The sequence below is a fragment of the Rhodococcus sp. PvR099 genome (assembly GCF_017833315.1).
GTDB classification, from domain to species: domain Bacteria; phylum Actinomycetota; class Actinomycetes; order Mycobacteriales; family Mycobacteriaceae; genus Rhodococcus_G; species Rhodococcus_G oryzae.
Window position 1 is genome coordinate 5329416 of the sequence record NZ_JAFIBV010000001.1, and the last position, 14925, is coordinate 5344340.

13 protein-coding genes are annotated in these 14925 nt (G+C 67.5%); 7 read left to right on the top strand and 6 right to left on the bottom strand.

What is annotated here, in order from left to right; genetic code table 11:
• The first annotated feature begins 14 nt into the window (after positions 1 to 14).
• Positions 15 to 560, top strand: coding sequence for a 50S ribosomal protein L17 (gene rplQ, locus JOE46_RS24590; protein ID WP_077040854.1), 546 nt, complete (start codon positions 15 to 17; stop codon positions 558 to 560).
• 2 nt (positions 561 to 562) lie between these two features.
• Positions 563 to 1432 carry a tRNA pseudouridine(38-40) synthase TruA gene (truA, locus tag JOE46_RS24595; RefSeq protein WP_097211082.1) on the top strand — a complete coding sequence of 290 codons (870 nt, stop codon included), beginning with the start codon at positions 563 to 565 and terminating at the stop codon, positions 1430 to 1432.
• 15 nt (positions 1433 to 1447) lie between these two features.
• Here the strand turns inward: truA and JOE46_RS24600 are convergent, their stop codons facing one another.
• The 3 genes from JOE46_RS24600 to JOE46_RS24610 form a co-directional block, all read right to left on the bottom strand.
• Positions 1448 to 2461: a DMT family transporter gene (locus JOE46_RS24600; protein ID WP_209928733.1), complete on the bottom strand. Its 1014-nt coding sequence runs from the start codon at positions 2459 to 2461 to the stop codon at positions 1448 to 1450.
• A gap of 217 nt (positions 2462 to 2678) precedes the next feature.
• The gene (locus JOE46_RS24605) at positions 2679 to 3059 is read right to left on the bottom strand and encodes a PAS domain S-box protein (RefSeq protein WP_209928734.1); all 381 of its coding nucleotides are present in this window, start codon (positions 3057 to 3059) and stop codon (positions 2679 to 2681) included.
• A gap of 147 nt (positions 3060 to 3206) precedes the next feature.
• A complete protein-coding gene (locus JOE46_RS24610) occupies positions 3207 to 4349 on the bottom strand; it encodes an acyl-CoA dehydrogenase family protein (protein ID WP_209928735.1) in 1143 nt (380 codons plus the stop codon).
• Positions 4350 to 4404: 55 nt separating this feature from the next.
• Here JOE46_RS24610 and JOE46_RS24615 point away from each other — a divergent pair, with 55 nt between their 5' ends.
• The 5 genes from JOE46_RS24615 (at position 4405) to JOE46_RS24635 (ending at position 12124) form a co-directional block, all read left to right on the top strand.
• On the top strand, positions 4405 to 4995 hold the full coding sequence (locus JOE46_RS24615; protein ID WP_209928736.1) for a TetR/AcrR family transcriptional regulator: 591 nt from the start codon (positions 4405 to 4407) through the stop codon (positions 4993 to 4995).
• Positions 4996 to 5167: 172 nt separating this feature from the next.
• A complete protein-coding gene (locus JOE46_RS24620; protein ID WP_209928738.1) occupies positions 5168 to 7135 on the top strand; it encodes an Ig-like domain-containing protein in 1968 nt (655 codons plus the stop codon).
• Between the two features lie 56 nt (positions 7136 to 7191).
• Positions 7192 to 9996: an Ig-like domain-containing protein gene (locus JOE46_RS24625; protein ID WP_209928741.1), complete on the top strand. Its 2805-nt coding sequence runs from the start codon at positions 7192 to 7194 to the stop codon at positions 9994 to 9996.
• 56 nt (positions 9997 to 10052) lie between these two features.
• The gene (locus tag JOE46_RS24630) at positions 10053 to 11198 is read left to right on the top strand and encodes an Ig-like domain-containing protein (protein ID WP_209928743.1); all 1146 of its coding nucleotides are present in this window, start codon (positions 10053 to 10055) and stop codon (positions 11196 to 11198) included.
• Between the two features lie 53 nt (positions 11199 to 11251).
• Positions 11252 to 12124, top strand: a complete 873-nt coding sequence (locus tag JOE46_RS24635) for an Ig-like domain-containing protein (protein ID WP_097210370.1) — start codon at positions 11252 to 11254, stop codon at positions 12122 to 12124.
• Between the two features lie 67 nt (positions 12125 to 12191).
• Here JOE46_RS24635 and JOE46_RS24640 read toward each other — a convergent pair whose 3' ends face one another.
• The 3 genes from JOE46_RS24640 to JOE46_RS24650 form a co-directional block, all read right to left on the bottom strand.
• Complete coding sequence (locus tag JOE46_RS24640) at positions 12192 to 13013, bottom strand: ABC transporter permease (protein ID WP_209928745.1); 822 nt, start codon at positions 13011 to 13013, stop codon at positions 12192 to 12194.
• On the bottom strand, positions 13010 to 14023 hold the full coding sequence (locus JOE46_RS24645) for an ABC transporter ATP-binding protein (protein WP_209928746.1): 1014 nt from the start codon (positions 14021 to 14023) through the stop codon (positions 13010 to 13012). Before JOE46_RS24645 ends, JOE46_RS24640 begins: the two co-directional genes overlap by 4 nt.
• 156 nt (positions 14024 to 14179) lie before the next feature.
• On the bottom strand, positions 14180 to 14854 hold the full coding sequence (locus tag JOE46_RS24650) for a PadR family transcriptional regulator (protein ID WP_097210373.1): 675 nt from the start codon (positions 14852 to 14854) through the stop codon (positions 14180 to 14182).
• Between the last annotated feature and the right edge of the window lie 71 nt (positions 14855 to 14925).

The following is a 14925-nucleotide window of genomic DNA, read 5'->3' on the forward strand; positions in this document are numbered from 1 at the left end:
CTAGGAGATTCATCATGCCCAAGCCCAAGAAGGGTGCTCGCTTCGGCGGGTCGGCTTCGCACCAGAAGGCGATCTACGCCAATCTGGCCACCGCGCTCTTCGAGCACGGTCGCATCACCACCACCGAGGCCAAGGCCAAGGCCGTGCGGCCCTACGCCGAGAAGCTCATCACGCACGCGAAGGCCGGTACGCTGGCTCACCGTCGTGAGGTGCTCAAGGTCATCCGCAACAAGGATGTCGTGCACACCCTGTTCGCGGAGATCGGTCCGTTCTACGCGGAGCGCGATGGCGGCTACACCCGCATCATCAAGACCGTCCCCCGCAAGGGTGACAACGCTCCGATGGCGATCATCGAGCTCGTCAAGGAGCAGACCGTCACCTCCGAGGCCGATCGCGCGCGTCGCGTGAAGGCTTCGCAGGAGGCCCCGGCCGAGAACGTCGTGGAGGCCGTCGAGGCCGAGGCGACCGAGGCCGAGGTCGAGAACGCGGACGCAGTCGTGGAGGCTCTCGAGGACGAGACCGCCACCGCCGCCGACGCGGACGAGGCCAAGAAGGACTAACGCTGAACGCGTCAGAACCTCGCAACGAACCCGTCGCCCCCTCCGGGGGTGGCGGGTTCGTTCGCTATCGCCTCGATGTGACCTATGACGGCACCGACTTCTCCGGCTGGGCGCGCCAGCCCGGGCTCCGGACGGTGTGTGGGGTGCTCGAGCAGGCACTGTCGACCGTGTTCCGCGAACCGGTCGAACTGACCGTCGCCGGACGGACCGACGCGGGCGTGCACGCGGCCGGGCAGGTCGCGCACATGGACCTCGCGGCGCCGTTGGACGACCCCAGCCGGCTGGTTCGCCGATTCGCGCGGTTCCTGCCGCCGGACGTCCGGATCAAGGCGGTCACCGCGGTGCCAGCCGAATTCGACGCCCGGTTCTCGGCGATCCGCAGGCATTACGAATACCGCATCAGCACCGCGAAGTACGGCGTAGAGCCGTTGCGGGCCCGCGACACCGTCTCGGTGCCGAAGGACCTGGACCTCGACGCGATGAGCCGGGCGTCGGCCGGGCTGCTGGGTCTGCACGACTTCGCCGCGTTCTGCAGGCGCAAGGAGAACGCGACGACGGTCCGCGAGTTGCAGCGCTTCGACTGGGTGCGCGACGGCGACATCGTCATCGCGCACGTCAGCGCGGACGCCTTCTGCTGGTCGATGGTCCGCAGCCTGGTCGGCGCGATGCTGGCGGTGGGTGAGGGCCGCCGCAGCGTCGAGTGGACGGTCGGGCTGTTGGAGCAGCGCGAGCGGTCGAGTTCGGTGCTGGTCGCGCCCGCGCACGGGCTGAGCCTGGTGCGGGTGGACTACCCGGCCGACGAGGATCTCGCCGAGCGCAACGCCGTCACCCGTGAGGTGCGGGCGGTGCCGGGCGGCTGCTGCGGCGACTGATCGCCGAGTGTGCAGCTACCGAGGCATCGGCCGAGAGGGCAGGTCGGTAACTGCACACTCGGCGGGCTGCGGCGCGGGCAACGGTGGTCGTCGGCCGCCGGCGCCGCCGAGCCGGGCGAGCGCGATGCCGCCGAGCATCCCCGCACCACCGATGATCTGGACGGGCGTCATCGATTCGCCGAGCAGGATCCACGAGGCGATGACGGCGAACAGCACCTCGGTCAGCAGGATCAGCGAGGTCAACGTCGGCCCGATCCGGGCGACCGCGGCACTGCCCGACAGGTAGGCGACGACGGTGCTCACGAGGATCAGCAGGGCGAGCGGGACGAACCAGGCCAACTCGACCGACCCCAGCGTGGTGTCCGCGGCCGTCGCGCTCAGCGGCAGCACTCCGATCAGTCCGACGCAGCCGATCGCGACGGCGCCGACGCTCATCCCGGTCGCGGTCAGCACCAGCGGGCTGAACGTGTCGGAGGTCCGGTCCGAGATGACGAAGAAGCAGGCCAGGCAGACCATCGAGATGGTCGACCACGCGACGCCCGCGAGGCTGACCTCGACGGACCCGAACAGGTCGAGCACGCCAACCGCGCCCGCCAGCGCCAGAGCAGTGCCGAGCAGGGTCACCGGGCCGGGGCGCTCGCCCCGGGTCGCCCACGCCCAGCCGATGACCAGTAGCGGCGCGAGGAACTGGATCATCAGGGCGACGCCGACCGAGAGGTACTGCAGCGCCAGGAAGAAGCTGGCCTGGACGCCCGCCACCGCCATCAGGCCGTACAGCACGATCGTCTTGGCGTGCCGGTGTGCGGTGCGCAGTCCGGACGGGTCGGCGATCGCGGCGATGACCAGCATCACGACGGCGGCCCCGGCGATCCGTGCGAGCACCGTGCCGCCGGGGGACCAGCCGACACCCATCAGCGACTTGGCGAACGGGCCCGACATCCCGAAGGTGAAGGCGGAGAGCACGCTCAGGGCGGTACCGGTCCTGATGGCCACGGCCGCGCTGCTGTGCACGTCGGCGCCTCCTGTCATGGGTGAATGATGATCAGCACAATTGTCGCAGTCGGGCAGCGACCGCGACGCGGCGCAGATCGCGAACGCTGGTGCACCGGGAGGCGAAGGCGCGACCTCGACCGGCACATCACTGCGCGGCAACCGAGCGTGATCGGTTGCCGATCGACCTGTCCCGCAACAGGTCCCGGCGTATTGCGGCACGGGAAATAGTGGGAACCGGGCGAACAGGCGGCGGTCAGCCCAGCTGCGCGACGCCCTCGATCACGGTCATCACCACGGTTTCGGCGTTGTGCCGGGCGACCGATTTGTTGACCTTGACCCGGATGACGCCGCCGTCCTTGCGCACCAGATCGACGTCGGCTGACAGGCCGAGCTGCTCGCCGTTGATCAACTGGGTGTGTCCGCGATCGTGTTCTTCGATGAGGCTCGGATGGACGAATTGGCGAGGGCCCAGGGTGCGCGCCTCGGGTAGTGAATACCCGAGGAGGTCTGCGAAGGCCCGGTTGACGTCGACAACGTCATCGTCGCTCTTGTGCACGATCACCGGCATGTTGACGTTGTGGATGAGTGACCGATAGTGGGCACCACTGATCGCACTCACGGAATTCGAAGACACCCGCGACCTCCCGACTGGTCTGCGCACGCACTCGATCCAACTTTGTGGATCGTTCAACCAATGTGACAGCGGGGGAAGTGTAAGTGCAACGTGATGGGCGACACATCGGGTTTTCGTGTACAGAGCACCGAAGTGGTCCTGCTCCGGTCAGCCAGCCAGTGATCGGGCGATCACGAGGCGCTGAATCTGATTGGTGCCCTCGAAGATCTGGGTGATCTTGGCCTCGCGCATGTACCGCTCCACCGGGAAATCCTGGGTGTAGCCGTACCCGCCGAACACCTGGACGGCATCGGTCGTGACCTTCATCGCGGCGTCGGTGGCGACCAGTTTCGCCACGCTGGCGTTGCGCGAGTAAGGCACGCCGGCGTCGCGCCTGCGCGCCGCGTCCAGGTAGGTCGCGCGGGCCGAGTCGACCGCGGCGGCCATGTCCGCGAGCAGGAATCCGAGACCCTGGTGGTCGATGATCCGCTTGCCGAAGGCCTTGCGTTCCTTGGCGTATGCGACGGCGTCGTCGAGCGCGCCCTGGGCGAGCCCCACCGCGACCGCGGCGATGCCGAGGCGGCCCGAGTCGAGCGCGCTGAAGGCGATCGGCAGGCCCTGTCCCTGCGCTCCGATCAGTCGCTCCTGCGGGACGAAGGCATCGTCGTAGTGGGCGGACGTGGTGGGGACGGCGCGCAGCCCCATCTTCTCCTCGGGCTTGCCGAAGCTCAAACCCTCGGTGCCGGAGTCCACAAGCAGGCAGGAGATGCCGCGCGGACCGTCGTCGCTGGTGCGCGCGAACAGGGTGTAGAAGTCGGCCCGGCCGCCGTTGGTGATCCAGGCCTTGGATCCGTTGATCCGGAAACCGCCTTCGACGGGCGTCGCCTTGCAGCTCAGCGCGGCGGCGTCGGAGCCGGCCTGCGGCTCGGAGAGGCTGTATGCGCCGATGGTGTTGCCGCCCAGCATGTCCGGGAGCCACCGGGACTTCTGCTCGTCGGTGCCGTGGGTGGCAAGTGCGAAGCAGGAGAGGCTGTGCACGCTGGTCGCCACGGCGACGGCGGCCCAACGCGCGGCGAGTTCCTCGAGCACCTGCAGGTACACCTCGTACGGCTGGTTGCCGCCGCCGAACTCCTCGGGATACGGCAGGCTCAGCAGCCCGGCCTGGCCGAGGGCCGGGAAGACGCCCTCGGGGAAGGTCTCCGACTTCTCGTGCTCGTTCACCTTCGGTGCCAGCACCTTGTCCGCGACGTCGCGGGTCAGTTCGATCAGGTCGCGGGCTTCCTGGCTGGGCAGCAGGCGTTCGACGGGCACGGCGGTCTCCTCCGGTGAGTAGTACTAGAAAAGATACTGCAGTACAGTTAGCGGTATGGCAACCCGCTCCAGTGCTCCGGCCGTGCGTGGCGCCGCGCGCCGAGCGCAGCTGCTTGATCAGCTCGTCGACCTGCTCCTGGAGGAGGGCTTCGCCCACCTGACGCTCGACGACATCGCGGGCAGGTTGCGGTGTTCGAAGTCGACGCTGTACGCGCTCGCGGACAGCAAGGAACAGCTGGTCCGCGCCGCGACGGTGCACTTCTTTCGGGGTGCCACCGAGCGCGTGGAGTCCCGGCTCGACGGTGTCGTCGGCGCGCGCGAACGAATCGGGACTTACCTGGAGGCGGTGGGCGAGCAACTCCGGCCGGCCTTGACCCGCTTCATGGACGACCTCGCGAGCAATGCCGCGGCCCGCGAGATCTACGAGCGCAATACTCGGTTCGCCGCCCGACGGGTGCAGGAACTGATCACGGAGGGGGTCCGGGAGGGCGAGTTCCGGGACGTCAATGCCGCCTTCGTCGCCGATGTGGCCGCGGCGATGATGGTGCGCATCCAGCAGCGCCGGGTCGCGGAGTCAACGGGGCTCCCGGACGCCCAGGCGTATCTCGAACTGGCGGCGCTGCTCACCCATGGTCTCGCGGTGTGAACCTCTGACCTGCAATTTCACAGTTGGACGAATGTCCGCGACGGCAATCATCTCAATTTGGCATCGCAGCGCGATGGCGGTTGGTTATGGTTGCCGCATTTCGTGCGATCTGTAACCGGTTCTAGGTCTGGCTATGCATTCGCGCGGTCCCTGGATGCATGGAGGAACAAGAATGTCACATGCGGTGATGCGTCGTGCGGTGGCGGCGGTGAGTGGTGCGGCCCTCGCGGTGCTCGGTCTGGGGATCGGCGGTGGTGTCGCCTCGGCGGCGCCCGGCTCGGTGACCTGGGACGACGGGAGCGAGCGGATCACCCGCACGATCAGCGACGTCACTCCGGCCGCCGGCGACACCATCACGTCGACGACCGCCTTCGACCGGACCGGTGGGGTTGTCGAGTACATCCAGCAGGTCAAGGACATTCATCCGCCGTGCCTGACCTATGTGGAGGGTTCCGCGAAGGTCGACGGCTCGCCGCGCGGGCTCGACAGCCAGGGCGCCGACTTCGCGAAGGTGGCGGGCAGTTGGGCGCTCTACCCGCACATCTCGCCGAACCTGCGGACCTTCGAGTTCTCCTACAAGGTGGGCGCCGACTGCGCCCGCGGCGTACCGCTGATGACGACGGTGCACTACGCCGGGACGCTCGGCAGCGGCACCTATGACGGCAAGGGCCCGACGGTATCGGTGTCCGAGACCGCAACCACGACCACGTTGACGGTGCCGGCGACGGCGAATGTGGGTGCGGCGGTTGAGTTGAAGGCGACGGTTGCTCCGGCTGCCGCGGCCGGGACGGTGCAGTTCAAGGATGGTGCCGCGAATATCGGTGGCCCAGTTGTGGTCAACGCTGGTGTTGCGACGTTGTCGCACAGCTTTGATGCTGCGGGTGCGAAGTCGATTACCGCTGTGTATTCGGGTGGTGCGGGTTTCACGGGTTCGACGTCTGCTGCTGCGACGGTGACGGTGTCGGTGCCCGATGAGGCGACCACCACGACGTTGACGGTGCCTGCGACGGCGAATGTGGGTGCTGCGGTTGAGTTGAAGGCGACGGTTGCTCCGGCTGCTGCGGGTGGCACGGTGCAGTTCAAGGATGGTGCCGCGAATATCGGTGGTCCGGTTGCGGTTGCCGGTGGTGTGGCGACCTTGTCGCACAGCTTTGATGCTGCGGGTGCGAAGTCGATCACCGCTGTGTATTCGGGTGGTGCTGGTTTCACGGGTTCGACCTCGGCTGCGGCGACGGTGACGGTGTCGGTGCCGGATGAGGCGACCACCACGACGTTGACGGTGCCTGCGACGGCGAATGTGGGTGCTGCTGTTGAGTTGAAGGCGACGGTTGCTCCGGCTGCCGCGGCCGGGACGGTGCAGTTCAAGGACGGCGCTGCGAACATCGGTGGTCCGGTTGCGGTGAACGCTGGTGTGGCGACCTTGTCGCACGCCTTTGATGCTGCGGGTGCGAAGTCGATCACCGCTGTCTACTCCGGCGGTGCCGGGTTCACCGGTTCGACCTCTCCTGCCGCGACGGTGACCGTGTCGGTTGCCGATGTCGCGACGTCGACCCAGCTGACGGTGCCTGCGACGGCGTTCGTGGGTGCGCCTGCGGAGTTGAAGGCGACGGTCTCGCCCGCTCCCGCCGGTGGCACGGTGCAGTTCAAGAATGGTGATCTGGCGCTGGGTGCTCCGGTGAATGTGGTGGACGGTAAGGCGGTGCTGTCGCATACGTTCGCTGCTGCTGGTTCGCATGCGATTTCGGCCGTGTTCTCGGGTGCTCCCGGTTTCCTGGGTTCGACCTCTGCGGTGCAGTCGGTGTCGGTTCCGGTTCCCGCCGTGGTGACGTCGATCGTGTTGACGGCGCCTGCGACTGCGGATCGTGGTGTCGTGGTGGAGTTCTCGGCGGTTGTGTCGCCGACTCCGAATGGTGGCACGGTGCAGTTCAAGGACGGTGCGACCCCGATCGGTGGTCCGGTGAATGTGGTCGACGGTAAGGCGAAGCTGTCGCACACCTTCGATTCGCCGGGTGCTCATTCGATCTCGGTGACGTACTCCGGGTTCGCAGGTTTCTCGGGTGCGGGTTCTCAGGCGAGCACGGTGACGGTGGCCGGTGCCGGTGGCGACGGGTCGTTCGGTTCCAGCCAGTTCGGTTCCTGAGTCTCTAGCTCTGTTTCGATCCAACAATGCTCTGTGCTGCAAATGGAGGAACTTTCATGTCCGGTCTGATGATGCGCCGCGCGGTGGCGGCGGTGAGTGGTGCCGCCCTCGCGGTGCTCGGTCTCGGGGTCGGGGTCGCCTCGGCGGCGCCGGGCTCGGTGACCTGGGATGACGGGAACGAGCGGATCACCCGCACGATCAGCGACGTCACCCCGGCCGCAGGCGACACCATCACCTCGAAGACCGTCTTCGACCGGACCGGCGGAGTCGTCGAGTACATCCAGCAGGTCAAGGACATCCATCCGCCGTGCCTGACCTATGTGGACGGCTCCGCGAAGGTCGACGGTTCCGGACAGGGACTCGACAGCCAGGGCGCCGACTTCGCGAAGGTGTCCGGCAGCTGGGCGCTGTACCCGAGCATCTCGCCGAATCTGCGAACCTTCGAGTTCTCGTACAAGGTGGGTGCCGACTGTGCCCGAGGCGTGCCGCTGATGACCACGGTGCACTACTCCGGGACGCTCGGCAGCGGTACCTATGACGGCAAGGGCCCGACGGTGTCGGTCCGCAAGAACGCCTCGACCACGACGCTTGCCCCCGTGCCGGCCGCGACTGTCGGGCAGGCCGTGCAGCTGACCGCGACCGTCGCGGGCGGCGCCGTGGGCAATGTCGTCGAGTTCTACGACGGTGCCGCCAAGATCGGTGAGGGACCGCTCGTCGGCAGCGCAGTGACGGTCGGCTGGACGCCGTCCACCGCCGGCGCGCACAACCTCTCCGCGAAGTTCCTCCCGACCGCCACAGCCGAGGGCTCGCAGTCGGCCGCCCAGGCGGTGACGGTGTCGGCTCCCGACGCGGCGACCACGACGACGCTGACGGTGCCTGCGACGGCGAATGTGGGTGCTGCTGTTGAGTTGAAGGCGACGGTTGCTCCGGCTGCCGCGGGTGGCACGGTGCAGTTCAAGGATGGTGCCGCGAATATCGGTGGTCCGGTTGCGGTTGCCGGTGGTGTGGCGACGTTGTCGCACAGCTTTGATGCTGCGGGTGCGAAGTCGATTACCGCTGTGTATTCGGGTGGTGCGGGTTTCACGGGTTCGACGTCTGCTGCGGCGACGGTGACGGTGTCGGTGCCGGATGAGGCGACCACCACGACGTTGACGGTGCCTGCGACGGCGAATGTGGGTGCGGCGGTTGAGTTGAAGGCGACGGTTGCTCCGGCTGCCGCGGGTGGCACGGTGCAGTTCAAGGATGGTGCCGCGAACATCGGTGGTCCGGTTGCGGTTGCCGGTGGTGTGGCGACGTTGTCGCACAGCTTTGATGCTGCGGGTGCGAAGTCGATCACCGCTGTGTATTCGGGTGGTGCGGGTTTCACGGGTTCGACGTCTGCTGCGGCGACGGTGACGGTGTCGGTGCCCGATGAGGCGACCACCACGACGTTGACGGTGCCTGCGACGGCGAATGTGGGTGCGGCGGTTGAGTTGAAGGCGACGGTTGCTCCGGCTGCCGCGGGTGGCACGGTGCAGTTCAAGGATGGTGCCGCGAACATCGGTGGTCCGGTCACTCTCAACGCTGGTGTGGCGACGTTGTCGCACAGCTTTGATGCTGCGGGTGCGAAGTCGATCACCGCTGTGTATTCGGGTGGTGCGGGTTTCACGGGTTCGACCTCGGCTGCGGCGACGGTGACGGTGTCGGTGCCCGATGAGGCGACCACCACGACGTTGACGGTGCCTGCGACGGCGAATGTGGGTGCGGCGGTTGAGTTGAAGGCGACGGTTGCTCCGGCTGCCGCGGGTGGCACGGTGCAGTTCAAGGACGGCGCTGCGAACATCGGTGGTCCGGTCACTCTCAACGCTGGTGTGGCGACGTTGTCGCACAGCTTTGATGCTGCGGGTGCGAAGTCGATCACCGCTGTGTATTCGGGTGGTGCTGGTTTCACGGGTTCGACCTCGGCTGCGGCGACGGTGACGGTGTCGGTGCCCGATGAGGCGACCACCACGACGTTGACGGTGCCTGCGACGGCGAATGTGGGTGCTGCGGTTGAGTTGAAGGCGACGGTTGCTCCGGCTGCCGCGGCCGGGACGGTGCAGTTCAAGGACGGCGCTGCGAACATCGGTGGTCCGGTTGCGGTGAACGCTGGTGTGGCGACCTTGTCGCACGCCTTTGATGCTGCGGGTGCGAAGTCGATCACCGCTGTCTACTCCGGCGGTGCCGGGTTCACCGGTTCGACCTCTCCTGCCGCGACGGTGACCGTGTCGGTTGCCGATGTCGCGACGTCGACCCAGCTGACGGTGCCTGCGACGGCGTTCGTGGGTGCGCCTGCGGAGTTGAAGGCGACGGTCTCGCCCGCTCCCGCCGGTGGCACGGTGCAGTTCAAGAATGGTGATCTGGCGCTGGGTGCTCCGGTGAATGTGGTGGACGGTAAGGCGGTGCTGTCGCATACGTTCGCTGCTGCTGGTTCGCATGCGATTTCGGCTGTGTTCTCGGGTGCTCCCGGTTTCCTGGGTTCGACCTCTGCGGTGCAGTCGGTGTCGGTTCCGGTTCCGGATGTGGTGACGTCGATCGTGTTGACGGCGCCTGCGACTGCGGATCGTGGTGTCGTGGTGGAGTTCTCGGCGGTTGTGTCGCCGACTCCGAATGGTGGCACGGTGCAGTTCAAGGATGGTGCGACCCCGATCGGTGGTCCGGTGAATGTGGTCGACGGTAAGGCGAAGCTGTCGCATACCTTTGATTCGCCGGGTGCTCATTCGATCTCGGTGACGTACTCCGGGTTCGCTGGTTTCTCGGGTGCGGGTTCTCAGGCGAGCACGGTGACGGTGGCCGGTGCCGGTGGCGACGGGTCGTTCGGTTCCAGCCAGTTCGGTTCCTGAGTCTTCAGTTCTGTTTCGATCCAACAATGCTTTGTGCTGCAAATGGAGGAACTTTCATGTCTCAGACGGTGATGCGCCGCGCGGCGGCCGCGATCAGCGCGGCGGCCGTTGTCGCCCTCGGTCTCGGGGTCGGTGGTGGTGTCGCGTCGGCGGCGCAGCAGTCGGCGACGGTGACGTCCACGAACATCGTGGCGACGAAGACGTTGCTCGGTGATGGTTCGGTGTTCCCGGGTGAGGTGGTGACGTATCGGACCGAGTTCTCGGTGAACAGCATCATCGACCGGTACCTGAACAAGATCACCGATGTGCATCCGGCCGGGTTCGAGTACGTGCCGGGCAGTGCGAAGGTCTCGGCGGCGTCGACGTCGGCGGTGACGCCGAGCGTGGATGTGGCGAACAACCGGGTGTCGGTGTCGAATTCGCTCAGTGCGTGGATGTTGTCGAAGAACGTCAACCGGACGGTGTCGTTGGAGCTGTCGTACAAGGTTCCGGACAACGCGCCCGCGGGCACGTTCGACAGCGGCCTGACGTTCGATGTGAACACCTTCGGTTCGACGCAGGTGTTCAACCCGATCGGCGTGACGATCGACGTGCAGGGCCCGGCCTCGACCACCACGCAGCTGACGGCTCCCGCGGCCGCGACCGTGGGTGTCGCGGTTGACCTGTCGGCCTCAGTGTCCCCGTCTGTCGCGGGCGGCACCGTGCAGTTCAAGGACGGCGATGTGAACATCGGCGCGCCTGCCAATGTCGTGAACGGCACCGCGACGTTGTCGCATGCGTTCGCCACGGCGGGCCCGCGCAGTATCACCGCGGTCTACTCGGGCGTACCGGGATTCGCGGGTTCGACCTCCGCGCCTTCGACGGTGGCGGTGTCGATGCCCGACGTCGCGACCTCGACGGTGCTCAGCCTCGCGAACGACGCGCAGACCGGCGTCCAGGTGAGCCTGGTCGCCGCAGTGACCCCCGCCCCGGCAGGCGGCACGGTGCAGTTCAAGGACGGCGACACCCCGATCGGCGGCCCGGTGGGCGTGGTGGACGGCAAGGCCACGCTGTGGTTCACGTTCAACACCGCGGGTGATCATCAGATCACCGGCGTGTACTCGGGTGCGCCCGGCTTCAAGGCGTCGACCTCCGCGGCCACCGCACTCAAGGTCACCGGGGCGAACACCGGCGGCACCGGGTCGCTCGGGTTCGGCTCCTGATCACCAGGGCCCGGTCGCATTCAGTTCCACACAAGCACCTTGGAGGAATTCTCATGTCTCAGACGGTGATGCGCCGCGCGGCGGCCGCGATCAGCGCGGCGGCCGTTGTCGCCCTCGGTCTCGGGGTCGGTGGTGGTGTCGCGTCGGCGGCGCAGCAGTCGGCGACGGTGACGTCCACGAACATCGTGGCGACGAAGACGTTGCTCGGTGATGGTTCGGTGTTCCCGGGTGAGGTGGTGACGTATCGGACCGAGTTCTCGGTGAACAGCATCATCGACCGGTACCTGAACAAGATCACCGATGTGCATCCGGCCGGGTTCGAGTACGTGCCGGGCAGTGCGAAGGTCTCGGCGGCGTCGACGTCGGCGGTGACGCCGAGCGTGGATGTGGCGAACAACCGGGTGTCGGTGTCGAATTCGCTCAGTGCGTGGATGTTGTCGAAGAACGTCAACCGGACGGTGTCGTTGGAGCTGTCGTACAAGGTTCCGGACAACGCGCCCGCGGGCACGTTCGACAGCGGCCTGACGTTCGATGTGAACACCTTCGGTTCGACGCAGGTGTTCAACCCGATCGGCGTCTTCGCGACCGTCGAGACGCCGGACACCGCGACCACGACCGGGCTCACCGTGCCCGGTTCGGCGTCGGCGGGCACCGCCGTCGAGCTGTCGGCGACGGTGGCCCCGGTTCCCACCGGAGGCACCGTGCAGTTCAAGGACGGTGATGCCCCGATCGGTGCACCCGTCAACGTCGTGGACGGCAAGGCGACGCTCCCGCACACCTTCGACACGAACGGGAGTCACCCGATCACCGCGGTGTACTCGGGCGCGGGTCGATTCCTCGGGTCGGCCTCGCCGACATTGTCCGTGAACGTGTCGGGCGGTAGCGGCGGCGGAACCGGTTCGGCCGGGCTGCCTTTCGGCTCCTAGACGCGTAAGCGACAGGGCCCCGCCGAAGCTCGGCGGGGCCCTGTCGTGTTCGGGGGCGGAGCGGGATCTAGAGCGCGCGCCGGTAACTGTTGAACGCCGCGATCGACCAGGCGAACGCCGCGGTGGCCAATGCGGTCAGAAGGCCCAGCTGCCAGGCGATCTCGCCCCAGTTCGCGGTGCCGGCGAGGCCCGTCCTGGCGATCTCTACCGACCATGTCATCGGGTTGTACCGAGAGACGGCCTGCACCCACCCGGGCATGAGGTCCCGCGGCATCATCGCGGTGGACAGGAACGTCACCGGCAGCACCACCATCTGGGCGATGCCGATCAGCGCGAGGTGACTCCTGGTCGTCAGCGCGACTGCGGTCGAGAGGGAGCAGAACGCGGCGGCCAGCAGGGTCGCCGCGACCAGTGCCAGCCCGACGCCCCAGACTCCGCCCGGATACCGGGCCCCGCCCGCGAAGCCGATCACCAGCACGATCGCGGACTGCAGCAGCCCCACCACCAGTTGCTGCGCGAGCTGGCCGGCCACCAGCGCGGATCGACGGACCGGGGCGGTGAGGAGCTGGTCCATCACGCCGTTGTCGATGTCCTCGATGTAGCCGGTGCCCGCCCAGGCGCCGGAGTACAGGACCGTCATCATCAGGATTCCCGGCACCAGGAAGGTGATGTAGCCGTCGGAGCCGAAGCCGGGGATGGTCCCGATCGAGGTGAAGACCTGACCGAACAACAGGATCCAGATCACCGGCTGCAACAGCGAGACCCCGACGCCCCAGGCCTCGCGCATGGTGTTGACGCTCCAGCGCCGGAATATCTGCCCCGCGGCGACCGACCAGCGGGCACGATGGTCGGTGCGGGCGGGGGAGTGGGTGAGCACCGCTGTGGTCATGACCGGGCCGCCTTCCCGTTCTGGGCGTCGACCTCGAAGGCGTGGCCGACGTAGTGGAGATAGACGTCGTCGAGGGACGGCCGCGAGACCGAGACCGCCCCGAAGCCGATTCCGGCCGAATCGAAGGCCGAGATGACCGAGCCGATCACCGCGGGGGCGTCATCGGCCCTCGCGATGAGCCTGCCGCTGGTGCCGCGGGCCTCGACCACCACGTCGCGCAGGGCGGCGATCGAGCCGGCCGCCGCGCGGACCGACGCGGGGTCCGGTTCGATCAGATCGACGGACAGGGTGTCGCCGTCGAGCGTGGCCTTGAGCTCACCTGGCGTGCCCTCGACGACCGCACGGCCGTGATCGATGATGACCAGGCGGTCGGCGAGTTCGTCCGCCTCCTCGAGGTAGTGCGTGGTGAGCACGACGGTCAGCGAGGTCTCGGCCGAGAGCCTGCGGATCTCGGCCCACATCTCGGCCCGCGCCTCCGGGTCGAGCCCGGTGGTCGGCTCGTCGAGGAACAGCACCGCCGGCGCATGGATCAGTCCGATCGCGACGTCGAGCTTGCGTCGCATCCCGCCGGACAGCGTGCCGACCCGCCGGTCGGCGGCATCGGCGAGGTCGAACTGCGCGAGGAGTTCGGTCGCGCGGTCGCGCGCGGCTGCCCGGGGGACCCCGCGTAGCCGTGCGGCCATCATCAGCGACTCCAACGGGGTCTGCCGGGGATCGGCACCGGTGCCCTGCGAGACGTAACCGATCTGGCCGCGGACCGCGTCGGGGGCGGAGCCGACATCGAAGCCGGCGACCCGCACGGTGCCGGATGTCGCGGTCGACAGCGTGGCGGCGATCTTGGTCGTGGTGGACTTGCCGGCCCCGTTCGGGCCGAGCATCCCGTACACGGTGCCCGCCGGTATGGAGAAGGACAGGCCGTCAAGGGCTTTGACGTCCGGTTGTTTCCGGCCGCCCGGATAGGTCTTGACCAGGTCGGTCGCTTCGACGGCGACCGGGTTCACTGCGTGCATCTCTGGTTCCTCACTCATGAGTGGTGGGTGAACCGGCGTGCCTCGCGCGTCTATGCTGATCGGTGCAGACGAAACGCATCGATGCGCGAGTGTCGGTCGGTTCGGATCCGGTGACGGCTCGGGTGTTGGCGCACCCGGGCCGTTGCTGTTTCGTCGCTAGTGCTGTGGCGGCGGTACCCCCTCGGATCGGAAGATCGCATCGAGTTCGTCGGGGGGAATGGGGCCCTGGGCCAGCCGCTCGTGCAGCGACCGCCAGCCGCGTACGCCGCCGAGGCTGCCGTCCGCGATGCGCCCGGCCAGGCTCGCGACGTAGTCCCGCTCGGCCCGGAGCAGCGCGAGCTCGTATTGGTTCTCGACGACGAACAGCTCGGGCAGGAAGGACGCTGTCGCGGCGATCGTCGCGTCGAGCTGCCCGATCCGGTCGTCGAGCCGGGCCAGGCGCTGTCGCAGCAGCTGGACCGACACGTCCGGGCTCAGCAGCGGCATGAACGACAGCGCCGCGAGGAACTGGGTGTATTCCTTGGTCGGGCTCGAGAGGAGTTCACGCATCCACGCCTCGACCTCCGCGGCGCCGGAGTCGGTGATGCCGTAGACGGTCCGCGGTGGCCGGTTTCCGTCCCGCTCGGTGCCGACCGGTTCGATCATTCCCTGTTTGGCCAGCGACTCGACCACCGAATAGAGCGATCCGTAGTTGAGCTTGACGGAGTCGTCCTTGCCGCGGTCCTTGAGGGTCTGGGACATCTGGTACGGATGCATGGGCCGCTCGGAGACGAGCCCGAGGATCGCCAGCGCCAGCGGATTGCCTCGGGAGAACGCCCGTGTTCTGGCCATCGTCGCCCTCCCGTTGGATCCCGACTCAAATACTCGACTCAGAGTATACGGGCTCGGATATTGGGGCAAGG